General features: G+C 44.3%; 22 protein-coding genes and 1 pseudogene. 7 read left to right on the top strand and 16 right to left on the bottom strand.

Translation table 11 applies throughout. The features are described 5' to 3' along the window. Positions 1–7: 7 nt before the first annotated feature. From ybgF to aspS, 16 genes are all read right to left on the bottom strand, one after another. The gene (gene ybgF, locus L4C44_RS12665; protein WP_146492168.1) at positions 8–790 is read right to left on the bottom strand and encodes a tol-pal system protein YbgF; all 783 of its coding nucleotides are present in this window, start codon (positions 788–790) and stop codon (positions 8–10) included. 33 nt (positions 791–823) lie between these two features. Further along, positions 824–1,366 (bottom strand): peptidoglycan-associated lipoprotein Pal, encoded by a 543-nt coding sequence (gene pal, locus L4C44_RS12660; RefSeq protein ID WP_017062069.1) that lies wholly within the window; start codon positions 1,364–1,366, stop codon positions 824–826. Between the two features lie 111 nt (positions 1,367–1,477). Then, positions 1,478–2,830, bottom strand: a complete 1,353-nt coding sequence (gene tolB, locus L4C44_RS12655) for a Tol-Pal system beta propeller repeat protein TolB (RefSeq protein WP_060982374.1) — start codon at positions 2,828–2,830, stop codon at positions 1,478–1,480. Positions 2,831–2,842: 12 nt separating this feature from the next. Then, positions 2,843–3,910, bottom strand: coding sequence for a cell envelope integrity protein TolA (tolA, locus tag L4C44_RS12650; protein ID WP_146492170.1), 1,068 nt, complete (start codon positions 3,908–3,910; stop codon positions 2,843–2,845). 13 nt (positions 3,911–3,923) lie between these two features. Continuing rightward, positions 3,924–4,367, bottom strand: a complete 444-nt coding sequence (gene tolR / locus L4C44_RS12645) for a protein TolR (protein WP_428805166.1) — start codon at positions 4,365–4,367, stop codon at positions 3,924–3,926. A gap of 3 nt (positions 4,368–4,370) precedes the next feature. Continuing rightward, complete coding sequence (tolQ, locus tag L4C44_RS12640) at positions 4,371–5,054, bottom strand: protein TolQ (protein ID WP_010437896.1); 684 nt, start codon at positions 5,052–5,054, stop codon at positions 4,371–4,373. Continuing rightward, the gene (gene ybgC, locus L4C44_RS12635) at positions 5,044–5,481 is read right to left on the bottom strand and encodes a tol-pal system-associated acyl-CoA thioesterase (protein WP_017104273.1); all 438 of its coding nucleotides are present in this window, start codon (positions 5,479–5,481) and stop codon (positions 5,044–5,046) included. The genes tolQ and ybgC overlap by 11 nt, the downstream gene beginning before the upstream one ends. Before the next feature lie 172 nt (positions 5,482–5,653). Then, positions 5,654–5,956 carry a cyd operon protein YbgE gene (gene ybgE, locus L4C44_RS12630; protein ID WP_060982372.1) on the bottom strand — a complete coding sequence of 101 codons (303 nt, stop codon included), beginning with the start codon at positions 5,954–5,956 and terminating at the stop codon, positions 5,654–5,656. Next, positions 5,949–6,056 carry a cytochrome bd-I oxidase subunit CydX gene (cydX, locus tag L4C44_RS12625; RefSeq protein ID WP_000270284.1) on the bottom strand — a complete coding sequence of 36 codons (108 nt, stop codon included), beginning with the start codon at positions 6,054–6,056 and terminating at the stop codon, positions 5,949–5,951. The genes ybgE and cydX overlap by 8 nt, the downstream gene beginning before the upstream one ends. A 31-nt stretch (positions 6,057–6,087) precedes the next feature. Next, the gene (cydB, locus tag L4C44_RS12620) at positions 6,088–7,224 is read right to left on the bottom strand and encodes a cytochrome d ubiquinol oxidase subunit II (RefSeq protein WP_146492171.1); all 1,137 of its coding nucleotides are present in this window, start codon (positions 7,222–7,224) and stop codon (positions 6,088–6,090) included. Between the two features lie 14 nt (positions 7,225–7,238). Continuing rightward, positions 7,239–8,825, bottom strand: a complete 1,587-nt coding sequence (gene cydA / locus L4C44_RS12615; RefSeq protein WP_017630634.1) for a cytochrome ubiquinol oxidase subunit I — start codon at positions 8,823–8,825, stop codon at positions 7,239–7,241. 551 nt (positions 8,826–9,376) lie between these two features. After that, complete coding sequence (gene ruvB / locus L4C44_RS12610; protein ID WP_017062078.1) at positions 9,377–10,393, bottom strand: Holliday junction branch migration DNA helicase RuvB; 1,017 nt, start codon at positions 10,391–10,393, stop codon at positions 9,377–9,379. A 103-nt stretch (positions 10,394–10,496) separates the two neighbouring features. Then, entirely contained in the window at positions 10,497–11,108 is a 612-nt protein-coding gene (gene ruvA, locus L4C44_RS12605) for a Holliday junction branch migration protein RuvA (protein WP_017062079.1), read from the bottom strand. A 92-nt stretch (positions 11,109–11,200) separates the two neighbouring features. Continuing rightward, complete coding sequence (locus L4C44_RS12600; protein ID WP_372383992.1) at positions 11,201–12,661, bottom strand: methyl-accepting chemotaxis protein; 1,461 nt, start codon at positions 12,659–12,661, stop codon at positions 11,201–11,203. 191 nt (positions 12,662–12,852) lie between these two features. Further along, positions 12,853–13,374, bottom strand: a complete 522-nt coding sequence (gene ruvC, locus L4C44_RS12595) for a crossover junction endodeoxyribonuclease RuvC (protein ID WP_008219936.1) — start codon at positions 13,372–13,374, stop codon at positions 12,853–12,855. A gap of 170 nt (positions 13,375–13,544) precedes the next feature. Continuing rightward, entirely contained in the window at positions 13,545–15,323 is a 1,779-nt protein-coding gene (gene aspS, locus L4C44_RS12590) for an aspartate--tRNA ligase (RefSeq protein WP_146492174.1), read from the bottom strand. A gap of 314 nt (positions 15,324–15,637) precedes the next feature. Here aspS and L4C44_RS12585 point away from each other — a divergent pair, with 314 nt between their 5' ends. The 7 genes and pseudogenes from L4C44_RS12585 to L4C44_RS12555 form a co-directional block, all read left to right on the top strand. Next, positions 15,638–16,543, top strand: coding sequence for a DUF72 domain-containing protein (locus L4C44_RS12585; RefSeq protein ID WP_428805165.1), 906 nt, complete (start codon positions 15,638–15,640; stop codon positions 16,541–16,543). A 139-nt stretch (positions 16,544–16,682) separates the two neighbouring features. Next, on the top strand, positions 16,683–17,411 hold the full coding sequence (gene cmoA / locus L4C44_RS12580) for a carboxy-S-adenosyl-L-methionine synthase CmoA (RefSeq protein WP_017062083.1): 729 nt from the start codon (positions 16,683–16,685) through the stop codon (positions 17,409–17,411). A gap of 186 nt (positions 17,412–17,597) precedes the next feature. After that, the gene (gene cmoB / locus L4C44_RS12575) at positions 17,598–18,569 is read left to right on the top strand and encodes a tRNA 5-methoxyuridine(34)/uridine 5-oxyacetic acid(34) synthase CmoB (protein ID WP_146492176.1); all 972 of its coding nucleotides are present in this window, start codon (positions 17,598–17,600) and stop codon (positions 18,567–18,569) included. Between the two features lie 315 nt (positions 18,570–18,884). After that, positions 18,885–19,625, top strand: a complete 741-nt coding sequence (locus tag L4C44_RS12570) for an ATP-dependent zinc protease family protein (protein WP_146492177.1) — start codon at positions 18,885–18,887, stop codon at positions 19,623–19,625. A gap of 17 nt (positions 19,626–19,642) precedes the next feature. Next, on the top strand, positions 19,643–21,148 hold the full coding sequence (locus L4C44_RS12565) for an inactive transglutaminase family protein (protein ID WP_248368991.1): 1,506 nt from the start codon (positions 19,643–19,645) through the stop codon (positions 21,146–21,148). A gap of 3 nt (positions 21,149–21,151) precedes the next feature. After that, the gene (locus tag L4C44_RS12560) at positions 21,152–22,132 is read left to right on the top strand and encodes an alpha-L-glutamate ligase-like protein (RefSeq protein WP_060982365.1); all 981 of its coding nucleotides are present in this window, start codon (positions 21,152–21,154) and stop codon (positions 22,130–22,132) included. Between the two features lie 121 nt (positions 22,133–22,253). After that, a pseudogene (locus L4C44_RS12555) lies at positions 22,254–22,506 on the top strand (helix-turn-helix domain-containing protein); the annotation flags it as partial.

Here is a 22,506-nt window from a genome sequence, read left to right as displayed (position 1 = left end):
TTTTGTTTTACAAGTGGGTTTTGGCCACTTTAGCCGAAGCACTGTTTGGGTACTCGGTTACGACTTGTTGGTAATATTTCTTAGCTTGCGTCGCGTTGTTGTTGCGCGCAGCTATGTCACCAAGCTTAACCAGTGCATCTGCTCGCTTGTTTGAGTCTTTGTAAGACACAACAGCAGCGAAGCTCTTCACAGCTTCTTTATCTTGCTTCTTAGCGAAATAAAGCTGGCCTAACCAGTAATGTGAGTTAGGTGTGAAGGTTGAATCTGGGAAGTCTTTTTGAAACTTTTGGAATGCTGCGATAGCACCCGTGTAATCTCGTTGCTTTAGAATCATATCTACAGCATTTTGATAAGCGGTTTGCTCATCCACATCAGTACTAAACGTACCAGAAGCGTCTTTAGAGCCTTCGCCCACCGCCACTGCTACCGTTGCTGTTCCTGCTGCTTTCACCTCGCCTCTCACGCGATCCAGTTCAATGAACAATTCACGCTGACGCTCTAGCATTTGCTTCATATCGTAACTATTTCGTTCCAGCTCACCGCGAAGTTCACTGATCTCCAGTGCCATATCGTCGATTTGCTGTTGCATTTGAAGTTGGACGAGGTTGCGATTTTGAAGCAGACGCTCTAAACGCTCAATATCTGATTCGTTAGATGCTGATCGAGAGGAAGATGATGAATTGGTTGCGGTGCTATTGAGATCGGATACTGGAGCTGGTGCAGCGAACGTGGTGTTCGCTGCACTTGCCAGTAACGAAAGCAAAATGACTCGCTTTGTGTTACTGAACATGAGGCAATTCCTCAATTATATAGTCTACTAAAATTAGTAAACTAGTACTGCGCGACGGTTTTTAGCGTACACATCTTCAGATTGACCTAGAAGAAGTGGCTTCTCTTCACCGTAGCTTACGATAGAGATTTGGTCAGCTTGAACACCTAGAGCTTGTAGGTATTTCGCTACAGCTTGTGCACGGCGCTCGCCAAGTGCGATGTTGTACTCAGGAGTACCGCGCTCGTCAGCGTGACCTTCGATAGTAACGTTCATGTCAACGTTTTTAACTAGGTAAGCTGCGTGAGCTGCTAGCATTTCTTCGTAATCGCCAGCGATAGTAGAGTTATCGAATGCGAAGTAGATTGTTTGAGTTTCACGTAGCGCTTGCTCTTTAAGCTCTTGCTCAGACAGTTGACCGTTAGCGTCAATTGGCGTTACAACAGTTGTGTCTACGTTGCCTTCTGAACCTGAAGTTGTTTGGTTGCTTTCTGTACCAGATGTTGCAGATGTTGCTTCATCAGTTGAGCTACATGCCGTTACTGCCATCACTGGTAGTGCAATCATCAAGCCTTTAAGAACTTTGTTAAGTTGCATCTTTTTTTCCTTACGTTATCAAACTTAGTTTCTACAGCGACTAAGTGCTATAGATAGTTAATTGCCACAATAGTTAACACTATCAATAGCTAAAAGAATGTATCAAATTAACTAGAGAAACGGTGACCACGCTGGCGCTCTTACGCGTCCGTTGGTTGCCGGTAATCTAGCTTTAAAACGGCCATCGATAGAAACCATCGATAGTACGTTAGTTTTGTTGTAAATAGAGCTATAGATAACCATACCTCCATTCGGTGCAATACTTGGAGATTCATCTAACAATGTTTTTGTTAGTACCTGAACCGCACCTGTTTCCAAATCTTGCTTAGCCAAGTTAAAACCTGAGTTACTGCGATTCACCATGATCAGGAATCGACCATCAGGGGTGATCTGGCCACCTAAGTTTTGGCTACCTTGCCAAGTAATACGAGATGTCGAATTATTTGACAAATTTACATTATAAATCTGTGGTTTACCACCACGATCCGATGTGAAAATAAGAGACTTGCCATCTGGGTGCCAGAATGGTTCCGTATTATTAGAACGGCCACGGGTAATTTGTGTCAGCTTACGGCTAGCAAGGTCAAGTGTGTAAACCTGCAGGCTACCTGTTTTCGACAATACCAATGCCAATGTTTTACCATCTGGTGAGAATCTTGGCGCACCATTGTGACGAGGGTATGACGTCACTTTCTCACGCTCACCCGTGTAAATATTCATGATGAATATTTCCGCTTGGCCATTTTGGAAACTCACATAAGCAAGTTTCTTACCGTCTGGTGACCATGCTGGTGACATGAGCGGTTGCTTAGAACGAAGAACTAAACGCTCGTTAAAGCCATCGTAGTCAGCAACACGAAGTTGGTACGGGTATTTATCTTTGTCGTTAACGACCACGTAAGAGATACGAGTTAAGAACGCCCCTTTTTCGCCGGTGAGTTCTTCATACACTAAGTCAGAGATGCGGTGTGCATACTCTCGCAAGCGTTTACCAGGCACTGTCGCTTTTTTGTTGAACAACACGTGGTCTTTAGAAAGTACCAATTGGCCTTCATCGCTTAGTGCGCGGCTTTGTCCTTTAGTCAATTGACCACGAACAATGTCGATCAGTTGGTAGTTCACCACATACTGCCCTTCGGCATTTTTAGTGATACTACCTGTTAGCAATGAATCAACGCCTAGGTTAGTCCAAGCATCAAAGTTGACCTCAGATTCGCTATAAGGCGTTTGAGGCATTTTGCTTGTTGCAACCGGGCTGAATTTACCACTGCGTTGTAAGTCAGAAGCGATAACGGCTGATACATCGTGTGGCAATGGTCCCGCGCCTTCCCAACGGAAAGGGACAATAGCGATAGGTCGTGCAGAGTTAATACCGTCTGTAATAACCAACTCCAGTGCCGCATGTGCGAACTGGCTGCTTGTCGCTATTAAGAAAACAAAACTCAGTAATAGTTTCTTTAACACAAGTTCGTCCTTTTACTCTGGTGATACAGTTAAGTTAATGTCTTTCAGTGAGTTCACAATGTCTGGGTCTTTAGGCAATGGATAAGATTGCACTTGTGCCACAGCACGTTTGGTTGCTGCACATAGACGGCTATCACCATCTAAGATACTCAAACTACCCAATATCGCGTTAGAGCCGGTTGGAATTAGCTTAAGGTTCACTCGGCACGAACGCCCTCGATAGCTGTCTTCTAACAACAGGTTCTGTTGAATCAGTTGGGTATAGATAGCACCGTAACGTTGAGCTTCATCACTGATAAATTGTTGCCTTGCTGAAGAGTTTTGAGTCGCTTCAGTTTCAAGACCAGCAAAGATATCGTTCAATGCTGCTTCTTGCTGTTTACGCTCTTTTTCTGCTTTTGCTGCAGCTTCTTTTGCCTTACGGGCTTTCTCTGCTGCGGCTGCCGCTTCTTTCTCTTTCGCTATGCGTTGCTTTTCAGCGCGTTCAGCAGCTTCTTTCTCTTTACGAGCTTTGTCTGCTGCCTCTTTCGCGGCTTTCTCTTTTGCCACGCGTTCTTGTTCCGCTTTTGCAATCGCCGCTTCTTTGGCTTTACGCTCGTTCTCGGCTTTCACTAACGCAGCTTCTTTTAGCTTGCGATCAGCTTCGGCTTTAGCGGCTTTCTTTTTCTCTTGCTGTAAACGCGCTTCTTCAACTTTGCGTTGTTTTTCTTTCTCAACTCGGCGCTTTTCCGCTTCACGAGCCGCTTTAGCTTCCTTAGCTTGCTTTTCTTTCAGCTTACGAATATTTTCTTCTTCAGCTTTACGATTCTTTTCAAGTCGTTCGCTTTCACGTCTTAGTTTGTCTAAACGCTCTTGCTCTTTCTTACTCGCCGCTTCTCTTTGTTGACGAATCTGTTGAGCTTGCTGGCGAACCAACTGAGGATCAATCACCACAGCTTGAACCATCTGCCCTGTAGGCTTTGGCTCTGACATCGTGAAATCCGCTCCCCAAATGAGCGCAACGAATAAAATGACGTGCAGCCCAAGAGAAATAAGAAGCGGTGATCTGAAATTATTGGATTTTTTATTATTCGCTTTCATGAATGCTACGGAGCTATTCCCTTATATCCGTTAAAAGGCCAACCTTTGGCACACCTGCACGGCTTAATTCATCAAGTAATAAAACCACTTCAGCGTATGGCGTTGCGGCATCACCACCTACCGCCACTGGAGAGTTTGGCTTCAAAGACAACTCAGCTTTCACTCGGACGATAATATCTTCCATGGATAAGCCACGTTGTACTTCTTCGTCATTAACACTCAAGCCAAACTCACCGTCTTTGTTCACTTCAACGATGATGAAACTCGCGTTGTCGTCACCCAATAGATCTTGTGCCGACTTAGCCGTTGAAGCCTGAGGCAACTCAACGTCAACGCCCTGAGTAACAAACGGTGAAGTCACCATAAAAATGATCAACAAAACAAGCATAACGTCGATGTAAGGTACAACGTTAATCTCTGCTGTCATTTTGCGTTTTTTAGGTTGGTATCCAGCCATCTATTATTCCCTGCCAGCCATCGCTTGACGGTGAAGAATACTGTGGAACTCTTCAGAGAAAGTCGCGTAGTTGTGCTCTAGCTTGCCTACTCGGCTACTGAAGCGGTTGTACGCCATTACTGCTGGAATTGCAGCGAATAGACCCATTGCTGTTGCGATCAGTGCTTCTGCAATACCAGGGGCAACCATTGCGAGCGTAGCTTGCTTCACTTCACCTAATGCGATGAATGAGTGCATGATGCCCCAAACCGTACCAAATAGGCCGATGTATGGACTGATAGAGCCAACGGTCGCCAAGAAAGGTAAGTTAGTTTCTAGTTCATCGACTTCACGAGCAACAGCAACGCGCATCGCACGGCCTGTGCCTTCCATAATGAAGTCAGGTGAAGTTGCATTCGATTTACGAAGGCGGGCAAACTCAGTAAAGCCTGCGTAGAAAATTTCTTCAGTACCAGAAAGCTCGTCTTTGCGTTTATTGCTCTCTTGGTACAATTTTGCAAGATCAACGCCTGACCAAAATTTATCTTCAAACACTTCTGTTTGTTTCGAAGCTTGAGATAATACTTTACTTCTTTTGATGATCATCGCCCAAGAAACAACAGACATGCCCATAAGAACTAGCATGACCATTTTAACTAATAAACTAGCTTCTAAAATTAGGCCTAAGATTGAGATTTCAGCAGTCACTATTCGTTAGCTCCGTAAGAATAAATGTTGGCATTGCCTTTGGTTTCATTTTTTGATTGTCGATACATGCTACCTTAACCATTGCTTTACACAATGCTTTGCCATCAGGATTTACGATCTCTTGACAGAAGACCAAGGTAGCTCGCTTCAACTCGTAAATATTTGTAATGACTTGTAAAGAATCATCAAGACGCGCGCCTTGAATAAAATCAATGTCCATATGTCGGACTACAAAACCGATGTTTTGTTCTAACAATACTTGCTGAGAAACGCCAATTGAGCGCAGCATCTCAGTTCGAGCGCGTTCGAAAAACTTAAGATAGTTTGAATGGTATACAACACCACCTGCATCGGTGTCTTCGTAATACACTGTCACTGGCCACGTAAATGGCTTAGATAATCCCTGCAATTTGATACCACAATTCAAAACGATAAAGATCTCACTATAACCTAACTCCTTATCATTAATAGTATATCGCTGTGAATTTTTTGATTTAACAGACGAAAAAAAAGGCCATCTGTATAAGATGACCTCTTTTTGGCTAAAAACCCAACAAGTATAAAGATTCACGTTGTAATGAACCTAAATCCTTTGCCTTTTATAAAAGGCGCAGCACCGTTAGGTAGAGCAAAATTGTGAGTGAAACGTATGGGCTAAACAATAGCTGCCACATCCAAGCTCTTGGCTTAAATCCGATACCGTAAACCATGCTTGAGCATACTGCCCAGATAAACATTGGCCCGATGATCGCGTTAAAGCCACCGATGCTTGTCGCATACGCTTCAGGATCCCACATCACTAAACCCACATGCATAAAACCCAATACTAGGGATAAAGCTCTTAACAAAGTCTTATCCATTGGTTGATGCAGCTTAGCAACTTGCTCTGCGAGATTACTCACTGTCTTTGTCCATCATTTCTGAATGCTCTAGCCATAGAGCATTAATGATGCCGAATGCACATGCTAGAAGTACACCCAAAATCCATGCGAAATACCACATAAAATTTCTCCTAAGTTATTTCACTTCTAGCTTAGTAAGCTGAAACGTCGTTATCTTCGATGTGTTTCTTATCTAGACGACCGAACATTTTGTAGTATGTCCAAGTTGTGTAGCCAAGAATCACAGGAACCATTACCGCCGCAACTGCGGTCATAAGACCAAGCGTTAGCTCACTCGCTGTTGAATCCCACATAGTCAAACTATGGTTAGGGTTCAGGCTAGACGGCATTACAAATGGGAACATTGCAAAACCAGCCGTTAAAATAACACCAGCGTTAGATAGACTTGAGAACAAGAATGCGAAACCACCACGCTCAAAGCGAGATGCAATCACAGCAAGCAGTGGCATTGCTACACCAAGGATCGGCGCCGCCCACATTGCAGGATACGTTTCGAAGTTTGTCATCCAAGCACCCACTTGAAGTGAGACTTCTTTGTTTAGTGGGTTTGAGTCAGCAAACGTATCGATAGTGCTCGTGATTACATAGCCTTCGATAGATTGAACCCAGAAGCCACCAATAACGAACAGAACAATTGCAATTAGACCAGTGATCTGAGCAACGTTACGAGCTCGGCGATGCAGATCTTCTGTTGTCTTCATTTGAAGCCATGTTGCACCTTGCATTACGAACAACATTAGAGCCAACACGCCACATAGTAATGCAAACGGGTTCAACAGAGCGAAGAACGTACCGTGGTACTTTGACATCATTAGACTGTTCAGATCAAATGGCACACCTTGTAATAGGTTACCAAATGCAACACCAAAAATGATTGGGGGTACTGTGCCACTAAAGCAAAGTGCGTAGTCCCAAGTTTTGCGCCATTTTGGGTCTTCAATCTTAGAACGGTAGTCAAGTGCAAGTGGTCGTAACCAAAGCGCAGCTAACGTCGCGTACATTGCGAAGTAGAAGCCAGAAAACGACGTTGCGTAAACCAGCGGCCATGCAGCAAATAATGCACCACCAGCAGTGATCAACCAAACTTGGTTGCCATCCCAGTGAGGGGCAATAGTATTGAGCATAATACGACGTTCAGTGTCGCTCTTACCGATAACAGGAGAAAGAGCGGCAACACCCATATCGAAGCCATCAGTTACGGCGAAACCAACCAGTAAAACACCGATCAATACCCACCAAATGAGTCGTAAGCTTTCGTAATCAAACATTAATATTCCCTCACTTATACTTCAACTGAACGGCTAACTTTGTCTTCAACAGAGTTATCGTTTTGTTCGAAGTGGTAACGGCCTGTCTTCAAGCTACTTGGACCTTTACGTGCGAATTTCAGCATTAGGTAAACTTCAGCAATCAAGAACACTGTGTACAATGCCAGGATAGCGAATAGAGAAGTCCAAAGCTGTTCAATAGTTAGTGCTGATGCAGCAACGTTAACCGGTAGGATTTCACCAACCGCCCATGGTTGACGACCAAACTCAGCAACGAACCAACCTGCTTCAATCGCAATCCAAGGCAGTGGGATTGAGAATAGCGCAGCTTTAAGTACCCATGGTTTCTGTTCGATTTTCTGACGACACGTTTGAACAAACGCAGCACCGAATACAAACAGCATGATGAAGCCACAAGCAACCATCAGACGGAATGACCAGAATAGAGGCCAAACTGTTGGGATTGAATCATCCGCAGCCATTTGGATTTGGTCTTCTGTTGCATCAACAACGTCGTCTGTGTAGCGCTTAAGAAGTAGACCGTAACCTAGGTCACCTTTCACTTCATCGAACGCTGCCATGTTTTCTTCAGACTTATCGCCCGCACGTAGTTTCTCAAGTAGTTCGTATGCGTACATACCTGTACGGATGCGATCAACGTGGTCATCACGTAGGTCACGTAGACCCGTTACTTCTTTATCAAGAGAACGCGTTGCAATAATACCCATTACGTAAGGGATCTTAATTGCGTAGTCAGTATCCATTGTTTCTTGGTTAGGAATACCAAAAACAGTAAATGCTGCTGGTGCTTCTTCCGTGTGCCACTCTGCTTCTACAGCAGCTAGCTTCACTTTTTGAACTTCACCAAGCTCGTAACCAGATTCATCACCTAGTACGATTACTGACAGGATCGCCGCCATACCGAAAGATGCTGCAATCGCGAAAGAACGACGAGCAAAGGCAAGGTCACGACCTTTAAGAATGTAGTATGAGCTGATACCAAGGATGAACATCGCACCCGTTGTGTAACCAGACGCTACTGTGTGTACGAATTTAACTTGCGCTACTGGGTTTAGTACAACTTCAGCGAAGCTCACCATTTCCATACGCATAGTTTCAAAGTTAAATTCCGCACCCACTGGGTTTTGCATCCAGCCGTTAGCTACCAAGATCCAAAGCGCAGAAAAGTTAGAACCAAGTGCTACTAACCATGTTACCGCTAAGTGTTGACGCTTCGACAATCTGTCCCAACCGAAGAAGAAAAGACCAACAAAAGTAGACTCTAGGAAGAATGCAACAAGCGCTTCGATAGCCAGCGGAGCACCAAAGATGTCGCCAACATAGTGAGAATAGTAAGACCAGTTAGTACCGAACTGGAACTCCATGGTTAAGCCTGTCGCTACACCAAGAGCAAAGTTAATACCAAACAATTTACCCCAGAACTTAGTCATGTCCTTGTAAATTTGCTTGCCAGTCATTACATAAACTGACTCCATAATGGCAAGTAGAAATGCCATACCTAGTGTCAGTGGAACAAATAGGAAGTGATACATCGCTGTAAATGCAAATTGCAATCGCGACAGATCAACAACATCAATCATGGTAACTCCTTTGTGTCGGCTGAATGACACTTGTGTGATTATTCACCGCAAAAATCCATGTTAAAACAATTTATATGATTGTTATTACAAATTGAAATTTGTAGCAAAAACGTACCGTTATAGTTAGATTATTGTTAAGCATGAGCTAATATAGCTGGCGCTAATATTACTGGTAAAATCAGTATGTTTCAAAAGATTTATAGGAGAAGCCTGCGTTGATTTGTATCAATTTTATTCACGCAAATTAGAGGTATTTTTGAACAATCATGACTAAAATCACACCAATTTGAGCTCTGTTAATAACAGCGCATGATATCTGTGACAAAAGCTCAGCACTGCCTCAACATATAAATCACAACTACCTATAAAGTATTAACAAAATTTATGACAACTTATTTCAATTTTTGTTAGCCAAATCAAACCTGAAATCAAAGTTTTCATTTTTGAAAGCTCTATTCGGCATTTTTATCGATTCGCGCAAAGAGTTGTTATTCAGTAAAATGCAAAAAATCCCAGCGCTTATGCAACTGGGATCTTTAAAAATGAATAATTTAACGATTAGACGGCTTATCTATACCGAAGTGTAAATAGGCTCTGTCAGTTGCGATTCGACCTCTTGGTGTTCTTTGTAGATAACCTTGCTGAATCAAGTAAGGCTCTAACACATCTTCAATGGTGTCTCTCTCTTCACCAATCGCAGCAGCCATGTTGTCGATACCAACCGGACCACCGCCAAACTTCTCCATGATCGCAAGCAGAAGCTTTCTGTCCATGTAGTCAAAACCCTTAGCATCGACATCCAACATGTTTAGCGCTTTATCAGCAACCTCTGGGCAAATATGTCCGTCGCCTTTCACTTCCGCATAATCGCGAACACGGCGCAGTAGACGGTTAGCAATACGTGGCGTACCACGAGCTCGGCGAGCAACTTCTAGCGCCCCTTCGGACTCCATAGAAAGACCAAGGCAATCAGCACTGCGCTGAACAATGTTTTGTAGGTCTTCAACCTTGTAGTACTCAAGACGCTGAGTAATACCGAAGCGGTCACGTAACGGCGATGTCAGTGAGCCAGCACGAGTGGTTGCGCCAATCAAAGTAAAAGGAGGAAGATCGATCTTGATAGAACGCGCCGCTGGGCCTTCGCCAATCATAATGTCTAATTGGTAGTCTTCCATTGCTGGATACAACACCTCTTCAACCACAGGGCTTAAACGGTGAATCTCATCAATGAAAAGGACATCATTTTCTTCAAGATTGGTCAGCAGCGCCGCTAGGTCACCCGCTTTTTCTAGAACAGGGCCTGAAGTGGTACGAATGTTGACATCCATCTCATTGGCAACAATGTTCGCCAACGTGGTTTTACCCAAACCTGGAGGACCAAATATCAACAGATGATCGAGCGCCTCATTACGCAGTTGTGCCGCTTTGATGAAAATCTCCATCTGGCCACGAACGTGATCCTGGCCTTGATAGTCGGCAAGTGCTTTAGGGCGTATTGCACGATCAATGACATCTTCATCTTTGAATACTGGGTTATCCGGTGCAATAAGGCGATCGGCTTCAATCATAAATTCTGCTATTCCTAACTATACTCTTGTTGACTCTGCGCTTCTTGACTCTGTGTAAAGGCAAAGTGAATGAGTCTATTTTGTCGAACAAGTATATCGGGTATTAAACCATCGATTTCAGAGCTTCGCGAATCAACTGTTCGCTGGTCATGCCATCTTTAGCCACTTGAGAAACCACCTTAGAAGCTTGAGTCGGCTTGTAGCCTAATGCAAGTAGTGCACTTACCGCTTCTTCTTCCGCGTCGTGAACGGTTGGCATAGAATCAATAGGAGCAGCATCCGTCGCTGGAGTAAACAGATCTCCCGCGCCCCACCCTTTCAGTCGGTCTTTCATTTCAACAACCAGACGTTCTGCGGTTTTCTTACCCACACCCGGAAGTTTAACCAGCGTAGAGATATCTTCACGCTCAACACTCTGCACAAACTGGCTCGCAGTCATGCCTGAGAGGATGCCAAGGCCGAGCTTAGGACCAACACCATTTGCTTTGATGACTTCACGAAACAGCGCACGTTCTTTAACTGTGTTGAATCCGTAAAGCAGTTGTGCATCTTCACGAACAACAAAGTGAGTGTAGATAATTGCCTCTTCGCCAACATTTGGTAATTCATAAAAACAGCTCATTGGCATTTGAACTTCATAGCCAACACCACTCACTTCGATTAGTAATTCTGGTGGCTGTTTTTCTATTAATGTACCGCGTAGACGTCCGATCACAATTCACTCTCTTGATGGAATATAATTTGAGGGACAGAATATAAAAGAACTGGATGCTTATCCAGTTCTTTGTGTTTGTTAGGATGATTTATTTAAGCTTGCTTTGCTTGGGAGACCACGCGATTCAGGCTTTCAACCAGTTCCTTGACTGATGTAACATGCCCAGTCAATTCTGAGCCGTAAGTGGCCACTAAACCTGAAACGGATTTGGTTTCTGCAACACTCTGTGCTACTTCTGAACTCGCAAGATCGAGTTCTTTCAATGAGCTCATCTGCATCGCCATAATATTGGTCAGTTGGTTTACATCAGTAGAAATGGTTTGCACCTCAGAGATAATGCCGTTCATTTCATTGGCCGTAGTTTCAATGATCGCTCTACCATGTTCCACTTCTTCTTTACTTCGGTCTAATAAGGTTCGAATTTCTATCGCGGAGTGACTGCTTTTCGCCGATAACTCTCTCACTTGGTCTGCAACTACCGCAAAACCTCGTCCTTGCTCACCAGCGCGTGCCGCCTCTATTGCTGCATTAAGTGCTAATAGATTGGTTTGCTCAGCAACCGAGGTAATCAAATCAGCGACTTTCATGATCTCTTGATTACTTTGAATGATCTGGCTGATTGCACTGGTTGAAGCTTCTAGTGATTCTGAGCTCTTCTGCGCTTTCGTTCCCACGGCTTCGCTACGCTCTTTTAGCTCACCCACAAATGAGTTTGATTCTTCGATACCTTGAGTCATTTGGTGCAATTGTTGGCTCATCTGTTCTGCTGCACTCGCCTGAGATTCGCAATTGATGTTCAGCACCTCAACTTGAGCATGCAGATCTTGCGACTGCTGGTCCAAGTGAACAGATACGCCCTGTAAGCTTTCAGAGTTTGAGTTAGCTTGCTCAAGGACAATCGAAAGTCGTCCTTCGCTTTGCGTCGCTTGATTGGCAACGTGTTGGCTTTCTGAAATCGCATCTTCTGCCATTTCAATCGCCACCTCTTTTTGCTTAGCGGTAAACGCTTGAGCAATACAGATCACCACCAGCGGCATGATTACACCAGACCAGGTTTCAACGACCACGGCTTCCGGAGTAAGTACTAACTGCGGAAATTCAAAGCCATCAAGGTGAGCCGACGTCATCATCAATGACACGCCAATCACTAGCCCACTCCATACCAAGGCGATAATGCGTGTTCCCGATAAGAAAAAAGCGACCACTAACAAAGGAACCCAATAAGCCTGAGTCGATGCCACCACACCACCGCTTTGGTAAATGATATTCAGCGCGTGCACTGCCATGCCGACAAAGCCAAAGTTCAATGCCAAGCTAGGCTTTCGGGTAATGCGTAATAGAAGTGCAGAGGCTAATTCAAAGGCGATAAGAAATACGGAAGTGGCAACCAGCAGCTGCTCTTCATGCTTGGCCCACTTGATGAGGCTGTAGACACCCACAAAGAAGGCGATAAAAGTGAAGAGTAATAAGATATCGGCTTGTCTGACTTCGTTGTTACTCCACCCATTATTTTTGGGTAGAAATAGCGCGCGCCACAGCTTGATTGGGTTCATCAGTGATCATCCTTGATTGACTTGTAAGACCTCTGATCAATGTTAATAACATGTTAAATGATACGCAATGTTATTATTTGGTTTGTGTTCGAAAGATCTCATTTCATCAAGGATTTAAGAGCGTCTTGCTTTGAGCTAAACGAGGCGTAGGCTCATGGAATGCAAGCTTTTAGAAAGCAGAGGGATGGGACTTAACGGTAGCGCCCTTTTCTCGCGCCTGTCGCCTTACCTGCCAGTGCTATCAAGGTTTTATTAGTGTTGGCGTGAGTGATCGCTACGCCTAGAGCATCGGCAGCATCGGCCTGTGGTTTAGCCGGTAACTTAAGCATGCTCATCACCATGTTTTGAACCATCGACTTATCAGCACCACCATTGCCTGTCACCGCTTGTTTTATTAAACGAGCCGCATACTCATGGACGGGCAGATCAGCATTCACCGCAGCCACTATCGCACTGCCACGAGCTTGTCCAAGCTTAAGTGCAGAATCCGCATTCTTCGCCATGAAGACCTGCTCAATAGCGAACACATCCGGCTGAAACTGAGTGATGATTTCGCTCACACCGGCGTAGATTTGTTTAAGTCGACCCGGCAGTTCTTTTTCAGAGGTGCGAATACAACCGCTACCTAAGTAATATAGATGACGACCATTTTGACGAATCACGCCATAGCCGGTAATACGAGAGCCAGGGTCAATCCCTAAGATAATAGACATAATTTCAAATACTGATTATTTATACATGCTTTATGAGCTTAGTATATCGAACGCAAAAAAAAATGCCCGTCAAATTAACGGGCATTTTCTAATTACTGACAGGTCTGGCTAATGAATTAAGAGCTCTCTATCAACTAGGATCTCTTCATCAACAAGAAAAGATAACAGGCTTACGCTTGCTCTTTTTTCTCTGCCAATTTAACTGCGATTGCTAGCTCTTCCAGTGATGCTGGGTTCGCTAGGCTTGGCGCGTCTGTTAGTAGACATGCTGCAGCTGTTGTTTTCGGGAATGCGATAACGTCACGGATGTTCTCAGTACCACAAAGTAGCATTGCTAGACGGTCAAGACCGAATGCTAGACCAGCGTGTGGTGGCGTACCGTACTTAAGCGCTTCAAGTAGGAAGCCGAACTTCTCTTGTTGCTCTTGTGCTTCGATACCTAGGATACCGAATACCGCTGTTTGCATTTCTGCGTTGTGAATACGTACAGAACCGCCGCCTACTTCGTAGCCGTTGATTACCATGTCGTATGCATCTGAATTTGCTGCTGCTGGGTTCGCTTTAAGCTCTTCCGCGTTCACACCTAGTGGTGATGTGAATGGGTGGTGCATTGCGTGTAGGTTACCTTCGCCGTCTTCTTCGAACATTGGGAAGTCAACAACCCACAGTGGAGCCCATGCAGATGTGTCTGTTAGCTCTAGATCCGTACCTAGTTTAAGACGAAGTGCGCCCATTGCTTCAGCAACGACGCCCGCTTTGTCTGCACCGAACAGAATGATATCGCCAGATTCAGCTTGAGTGCGATCTAGAATACCGTTGATTACGTCTTCGCTTAGGAACTTAGCAACTGGAGATTGAATACCTTCCATGCCTGCAGCACGGTCGTTAACCTTCATCCAAGCTAGGCCTTTCGCGCCGTAGATGTTTACGTGTTCAGCGTAACCGTCGATTTGCTTACGAGTTAGCTTAGCACCACCTGGAACACGAATAACCGCTACGCGACCTTTTTCGTCGTTAGCTGGGCCAGAAAATACTTTGAACTCAACGTCTTTAACCAAGTCAGCAACGTCAACTAGCTCTAGTGGGTTACGTAGATCTGGCTTATCAGAACCGAAACGACGAATCGCTTCAGAGAAAGGCATTACTGGGAATTGGCCTAGTTCAACATCTAGAAGTTCTTTCCACATATCGTGAACAAGCTTCTCAGTCACGTTACGTACTTCTTGAGAAGTCATGAAAGATGTTTCGATATCGATTTGAGTAAATTCAGGCTGACGATCAGCACGTAAATCTTCATCACGGAAACATTTAACGATTTGGTAGTAACGGTCAAAACCAGACATCATCAGCAGTTGCTTGAACAGCTGAGGGGATTGAGGAAGTGCGTAGAAGCTACCTTTGTGAACACGGCTTGGTACTAGGTAGTCACGAGCACCTTCTGGTGTCGCTTTCGTTAGTACTGGCGTTTCGATGTCTAGGAACAGGTTCTCATCAAGGAAACGACGAACGAAGCTAGAAGCACGTGCACGAAGCTTGATACGGTCGCTCATTTCTGGACGACGAAGATCGATGTAACGGTACTTAAGGCGCTGCTCTTCAGAGTTCGTTTGGTTGAAGTCTAGTGGAAGCGCTTCTGAACGGTTGATGATCTCTAGACCGGTCGCGTAAAGTTCTACTTCACCAGTAGCCATGTCTTTATTTACTTGGCTGTCCGGGCGAACACGTACTTCACCAGTAAACTTGATACAGAATTCATTACGCAGTTGGTTAGCGATCGGGAAGATATCTTTCATATCTGGATCGACAACAACCTGAACGATGCCTTCACGATCACGCATATCAATAAAGATAAGACCGCCTAAATCACGGCGACGGTTTACCCAGCCGCACAATTCTACAGTTTGTCCCGCCAGGGACTTGTTCAGGTTACCACAGTAATGGGTACGCATAATGAATTTCCCAATCTCTTAATTATTTACTAGTTTCCAAGCTGTCTGTGGTCATTCCACACAACAGAGCAAAGGAACATTTATACGCGGAAACTCGCTTAAAATCGACCTTCCACATTCGAATTTATTGTGTTTTATCTGGCTTTGCTGCTTTTTAGCCCATCAAGTGCGCAAAGATTCATCAAAACCGAAAAAATTGCGATAATTATATCTCGAAAGTACCTTAATCAGCAAAACTCTCGTAAAGTAGATTTTCGTTTAAACCCAAAAACTTTTTGTAATGTCTGATGGCGTGATGAATAACGGTGTAATAGATGGATGATCGTGTAATAACAGCAGAAACTTTACCTCTAAGACTTGGATTAACCATGTGGTCTCATTCTGAGTGGCAAAGTCAGTTCTACGGAAAAGGAACAAAGCCTGCTGAACGCTTAGAGAAATACACACAAGTTTTTCATACTGTGGAAGGCAACACGACCTTTTACGCTACGCCGAGTATGTCGACCGTTCATAACTGGAAAGCCGCCAGTCATGATGATTTCAGGTTCACTTTCAAGCTACCTAAATTCATCACCCACCAGCAGCAACTCAGGCACTGCCAAGCAGAGCTCAAAGAGTTCTTGATGACTATGTCGCCACTCCACGACCGCATTGGTCAATGGACGATTCAACTGCCACACAGCTTTGAGCCCAGCATGCTGCCTGCCCTACAAAAGTTTTGCACCTTGTTCCCAAAAGATATGCAGCTTGGTGTCGAAGTTCGACACTTGGGTTTCTTTGATAAAGGCGATGCTGAAAAACGCTTTAATCAATGGCTGGTCGAAGAAGGTATTAATCGCATCATTATGGATAGCCGCCCCGTGTTTTCCGCGCCACCAACCACAGAAGCGGTGTTCGATGCACATCAGAAAAAACCGCGTGTCCCCGTTCATGCGATTGCGACCGCCAATAACCCGATGATTCGATTTATTGGTCACCCTGACCAAGCGTCAAATATAGAATTTTTCAAACCTTGGTTTAGCAAAATCCCCCAGTGGTTAAGTGAAGGCAAACAACCATACTTAATGATCCACACCCCAGACAACAATCATGCGCCTGAACTTGCCATCGCTATTTACGAGCTGTTGCAAAAGCAAGTGTCTGAAAATACGTCATTATTATTGCCTGACCTGGCTCAGTTTCCTGCTCAGAAAGGCAATAACCAAATCTCGATGTTTTAGCCCCTCACCTATAAGTAACTTCGAACCTTGAGCTAAATCTCAGTTTTCGTGACAGCCGCGCTTTTTTTACGTAAAATACGCCCCCTTTTATTTGGTACGAATTTTGTGCCAATTACGCTGACTGTCGAGAGAAAATGCCATGAGCAACACAGACAATATCTTTTCCGCTCCTATTGATAAAATTGGAGACTTCACCTTTGATGCAAGGGTTGCTGAAGTATTTCCGGATATGATTCAACGCTCGGTGCCTGGCTATAGCAATATCATCTCTGCAATCGGCATGCTTGCTGAGCGCTTTGTAAAGCCACATTCAAATATTTACGACCTTGGCTGCTCGCTTGGTGCGGCGACACTTTCTATGCGTCGTCACATTCAGCAAGAAGGCTGCACGATTTTCGCTATCGATAACTCAGAAGCCATGGTTGAACGCTGCAAATTGCACGTTAATGCTTATCGCAGTGACACACCAGTAGAAGTGATTGAAGCCGACATTCGCGAAGTCGAAATCAAAGACGCTTCTGTTGTGGTGCTTAACTTTACGCTGCAATTTCTGTCTCCGGACGATCGATACGCTCTGCTTGAAAAAATTCATGCAGGCTTGCGCCCGGGCGGGATCTTAATCTTGTCTGAAAAATACGTATTCGAAGACGAAAGCTCAAATGAGCTGCTTATCGACCTGCACCATGATTTCAAACGTGCTAACGGATACAGCGAGCTAGAAGTAAGCCAGAAACGCAGCGCAATTGAAAACGTGATGCGTCCGGATTCGATCCCTGTTCACAGAGAACGATTTGATAAGATTGGCTTCTCAAGCAGCGAAGTCTGGTTCCAATGTTTCAACTTTGGTTCAATGTTCGCGATAAAGTAAACATTTTCGGTTACGTAACAGTCGCGACACCTTTAGCACGTACTAAAAGGTCATCCTCAAGAGCGAGGAACGAGCGAGTTGGGGATCTCTTATCAAACATGATAAACGAGATTCCCTAGCATGTTTGTCCACACTCTTAATCGAGTGACAAATTTAATTTCTACACCACCAACTCAGTGAAAACCTATGTTTAATTTTGCCAATTTTTATCAACTTATTGCCCAAGATACTCGCCTTCAGCCGTGGCTCAATGTTCTGCCACAGCAACTGACAGATTGGCAAAATGCAGAGCACGGTGACTTCGACCGTTGGTTACGTGCACTAAACAAGATCCCACAAGGTGTACCAGACCAAGTTGATCTGAAGAACTCAGTGACGATTGGCAGCTCAACACCATTTCACACAGGTGAGCTTAAAAAGCTAGAAAGCCTATTAAAGACGTTCCACCCATGGAGAAAAGGCCCTTACACCGTTCACGATATTCATATCGATACTGAGTGGCGTAGTGACTGGAAATGGGACCGTGTGCTTCCACATATATCCCCATTGAAAAACCGTTCGGTTCTCGATGTAGGTTGTGGTAATGGTTACCACATGTGGCGCATGCTGGGTGAAGGTGCTCGCTTAACGGTTGGTATCGATCCTTCTCATCTATTCTTGGTTCAGTTTGAAGCGATTCGTAAGTTGATGGGCGATGACCAACGTGCACACCTATTACCTCTAGGTATTGAGCAACTGCCAAAGCTAGAAGCCTACGACACTGTTTTCAGCATGGGTGTTCTGTACCACCGTCGTTCGCCACTTGATCACTTGATTCAACTAAAAGACCAATTGGTATCTGGCGGCGAGTTGGTGCTTGAAACCCTAGTAATTGAAGGCGATGAAAATGCGGTACTGGTCCCTGTTGACCGTTACGCACAGATGAGAAACGTGTACTTCTTCCCTTCAGCTCGTGCACTGAAACGCTGGCTTGAACAAGTTGGCTTTGAAGACGTACGTATCGTTGATGAAAATATCACGACAATTGGTGAACAACGCACAACAGAATGGATGACACACAACTCTCTGCCAGATTATCTAGATCCGAACGATCCAAGCAAAACGGTTGAAGGTCACCCAGCGCCAAGACGTGCGATTTTGGTAGCAACAAAGCCATAGATTCTCTGCCCACAAAGCAGTGGCATATTGAGTAAATAAAACACGAGCCTATATAAGGCAGCAAAACAACGGCTTGCCATGGTCAAAAAGTCACCGTTGATTTCGCGGTGAACATTTGCTTCCTGAGCTCACGAATTGAACAAAAATTGACTTACGTTTAATAAGTGAGCTATTTCAAATAGCAATAATTGGCGTAGCGCTCACATTGCGATTCAATATGACCAGACTCTTACAATAGGATGCTTCACGCATCCTTTTTTGTGGGCTAAACTTCTAAATAGTCTGAACTATTCTCTAATTCTCAAAGGTTTTTTTATGTTTAAGCGATTATCGCCGATTGTGGCGGTTGGTTTGCTCTCTGGCTGTACTCTGACAAACGGTGCAGCCTATCACCAAGAAACTCTCGACGCTATTTCCCGCTCAGAGACAAACATCGCAAATAAAGTTCAAAATCTTGAACTGCAACTAAGCAATCAAAGTGATTATATTGAAAGCTTAGAAGACGAAATCACTCTCCTTTCTAGTCAATTAGATGTCCATCTAACCAATATGGAACACAAAGTTATTGAAGAACTAGAGGAAGAAGAACCTGTCGTCGTTGCAGCCGCTCCTGTCGCTCCTACGTTACAACCAACCATCCTTGGCGGCATCGAAAAAGTGTCTATCGACTCAATCAAGCAAAGCTTCGATGCTCGTGTGGATACAGGTGCAACCACCTCTTCTCTAAATGCTGTCGATATCAAAGAGTTCGAACGTAACGGTAAGAACTGGGTTAAATTCCACCTAGACGACAAAGCACAAGCTGAAAAAGACCAGAAATGGATTGAAGCGCCTGTTTTACGTTATGTGAAAATCCGTCAATCAACGAATGATCAGACTGAACGTCGAGCTGTGATCGAATTATGGGTGAAAGTTGGAAAAATCCATGAAAAAGCGCAATTTACATTGGCGGATCGCTCTCAAATGAGTCACCCTGTATTACTAGGGCGCGAATTTATCAAAGACATAGCGCTAGTGGATGTAAGTAAAAAGTACGTACAAACGGAAGTTAAATAACAATAGTAGGGTAAGCTATGACGTCAAGAATTCCATTTTATATCTCTATATTCCTGCTTATCGTGGCAGGTATAACACTGAGTATGTTCAGACATACCACCTACGGTGTACCTTGGACTCCTGGGGAAACCAGACAGGTTTGGGACATTGAAGCTCGTATCGAGTTCAATGCGGTTGGTAAAGAAGCAAAAGTTTCACTAGCAGCTCCTCACACTCAGTCTAATTACACACTTATTGGTGAATCAGCTTCGTCACCAGGTTACGGCATCTCTTACTTGAACACAGAATCAGGTCGCCGTGCAGAGTGGTCTATTCGCCATGCTGATGGCCCTCAAACTATCTACTATAAGACTCAATTCCTAGTCGATAACCAAGCGAAAGTTGATGCTATACCACCAGAAGGCGAAATCACACAACCAAGCTTTGATGGTCCTGAAGAAGCTGCTGCGTTGGCATTGATTGACAGAGCAACTAAACGCTCAGCAGACAACATCACTTTCACTCGCGAACTTATCAAAACGCTTAATGACCCAGACAGCCAAAACTCAGCGCTGATTCTGAATAACATGAGCAAAGTTGAAGCGACACATAAGCTACTTTCAGCAGCAAACATCCACAATAAAGTCGTTGGCGTTATCGAGCTAGAAGATGGACGTCGTCGTCAATCTATTCAGCAAATGAACCAGATCTGGGATAACGACCAATGGGTTCTATTCTCTCCAGAATCAAGTGAACAACAAGTTCAGCCAAATCTGCTTATTTGGGATGAATCAAACGTTTCTCTACTGGATGTGGTTGGCGGTCAGAACAGTAAAGTTCACTTCTCTATGATTGCGCAGGAGGTTACTCCTACTGAAGCAACCAATAGCAAAGTCTCTGCTGATCAACTGTTAAACCTTTCAATTCACAGCCTACCGCTAGAAGAGCAAGCGATGTTCAAAACCATCATGCTGATTCCTATCGGTGCTCTGATTGTTGTATTCCTGCGTGTCATCATTGGTTTAAAAACGTCTGGTACCTTCATGCCGGTTCTGATTGCAGTAGCCTTTGTACAAACACAATTGGTAACGGGCATTGTCGGCTTCCTACTGATTGTTGGTACGGGTCTTATTATTCGAAGCTACTTGTCCAAACTTAATTTGCTACTGGTCGCCAGGATATCCGCCGTAATCATCACGGTAATCATGATTATCTCTGTGTTTACTGTAGTCGCATTTAAAGTGGGTCTAACAGAAGGTCTGTCTATTACGTTCTTCCCAATGATTATCCTATCTTGGACTATCGAACGTATGTCTATCCTATGGGAAGAAGAAGGCGCGAAAGAAGTAATGCTACAAGGTGGTGGTTCTCTATTCACTGCGGTTCTTGTTTACTTAGGCATGACTAACCCGTTCATTCAGCACTTAACGTTTAACTTTATTGGTTTACAGCTTGTTATTCTAGCGACCATTTTGCTACTAGGTAACTACACAGGCTACCGTCTAACAGAGCTTCGTCGCTTTAAACCGCTAGCGGAGGACTAAGTTATGTTTGATCAATTTACTTCACCGTTTAAGTTGAAAGACAAAGGCATAATGGGAATGAACAAGCGTAACCATAGTTATATTGGTCGCTACAATGATCGTTCCAAGTATCCACTCGTTGATGACAAGCTTAAGACTAAGATCATTGCTGAACAGGCTGGCGCTACTGTGCCAAAACTGATTGGCGTTATTGGTCATCAAGCTGAAGTAAAAACAATCCACAAGATGGTAAAAGAGTGGCCGGGTTTCGTAATCAAGCCGGCTCAAGGTAGTGGTGGTAAAGGTATCCTTGTTGTGATCTCTCACAAGGATGGCGTTTACACCAAACCATCGGGTTCGACTATCAATGAAGAAGATGTAGAGCGTCACATCAGTAACGCTCTCGCGGGTCTTTTTTCACTTGGTGGTAAGAACGATGTAGCTGTAGTAGAAAACCTCATCAAGTTTGACGAGTGTTTTGATGGCTTCAGTTACGAGGGTGTACCAGATGTACGAATCATCGTATTCAAGGGCTACCCTGTTATGGCGATGATGCGTCTATCTACTTCAGCTTCTGATGGCAAAGCTAACTTGCACCAAGGTGCTGTGGGAGTAGGTATTTGTATAGCTACTGGCAAAGCCGTTCGTGCGGTTCAGTTTGACCACCCAGTGACTCATCACCCAGATACAGGGAAAGAGCTGGCGCTACTACAAGTGCCGCATTGGGAAAAGCTACTAACGCTTGCATCAAGCGCTTGGGAAATGACAGGTCTTGGCTACATGGGTACTGACATGGTTTTAGACCAAGAAGAAGGTCCGATGGTACTTGAGCTAAACGCACGTCCTGGATTAGCAATACAGATTGCAAACGGCGCTGGTTTACTACCTCGCTTGCATCATATCGAAAACCTAGGCACACCTGCTGAATACCCAAAACCAGCAGAGCGTGTTGCATACGCCGCTAAACAATTTGGTGTTCACGGTAACGAGATTGCTCCAAACTAGGCCCATCTAAATTAAAGCAAAACGACTGAGTAAGTAATTCATACTGAATATAGCTCATTAAAAAAAGCCGCATAATGAACTGACCCCCAATAGTTGGACACCAATTATTGGGGGTCTTTTTATGTCCAAATATAGCCGAGAGCTAAAATGTATCATTGCTAAGCAATACTTAGATGGCACGTCATCTCTCTACTTAGCAAAACAATATTCAATTTCTTCAAGACAGATACGGTATTGGGCTCAAGTCTTTGCCATCCATGGTACTGATTCATTTTTACCAACTAACCATGCGGCTACTGCTCAGACAAAACGAAAAGCATTGAATTTAATGTGGACGAATGAATGGTCTCTCACGCACACTAGCGCAGTATTAA

This window comes from Vibrio satsumensis (genome assembly GCF_050337435.1).
Taxonomy (GTDB): Bacteria; Pseudomonadota; Gammaproteobacteria; order Enterobacterales; family Vibrionaceae; genus Vibrio; species Vibrio satsumensis.
Note: the sequence above shows the minus strand (reverse complement) of the source record. Positions and strands in the feature narration are given on the sequence as shown.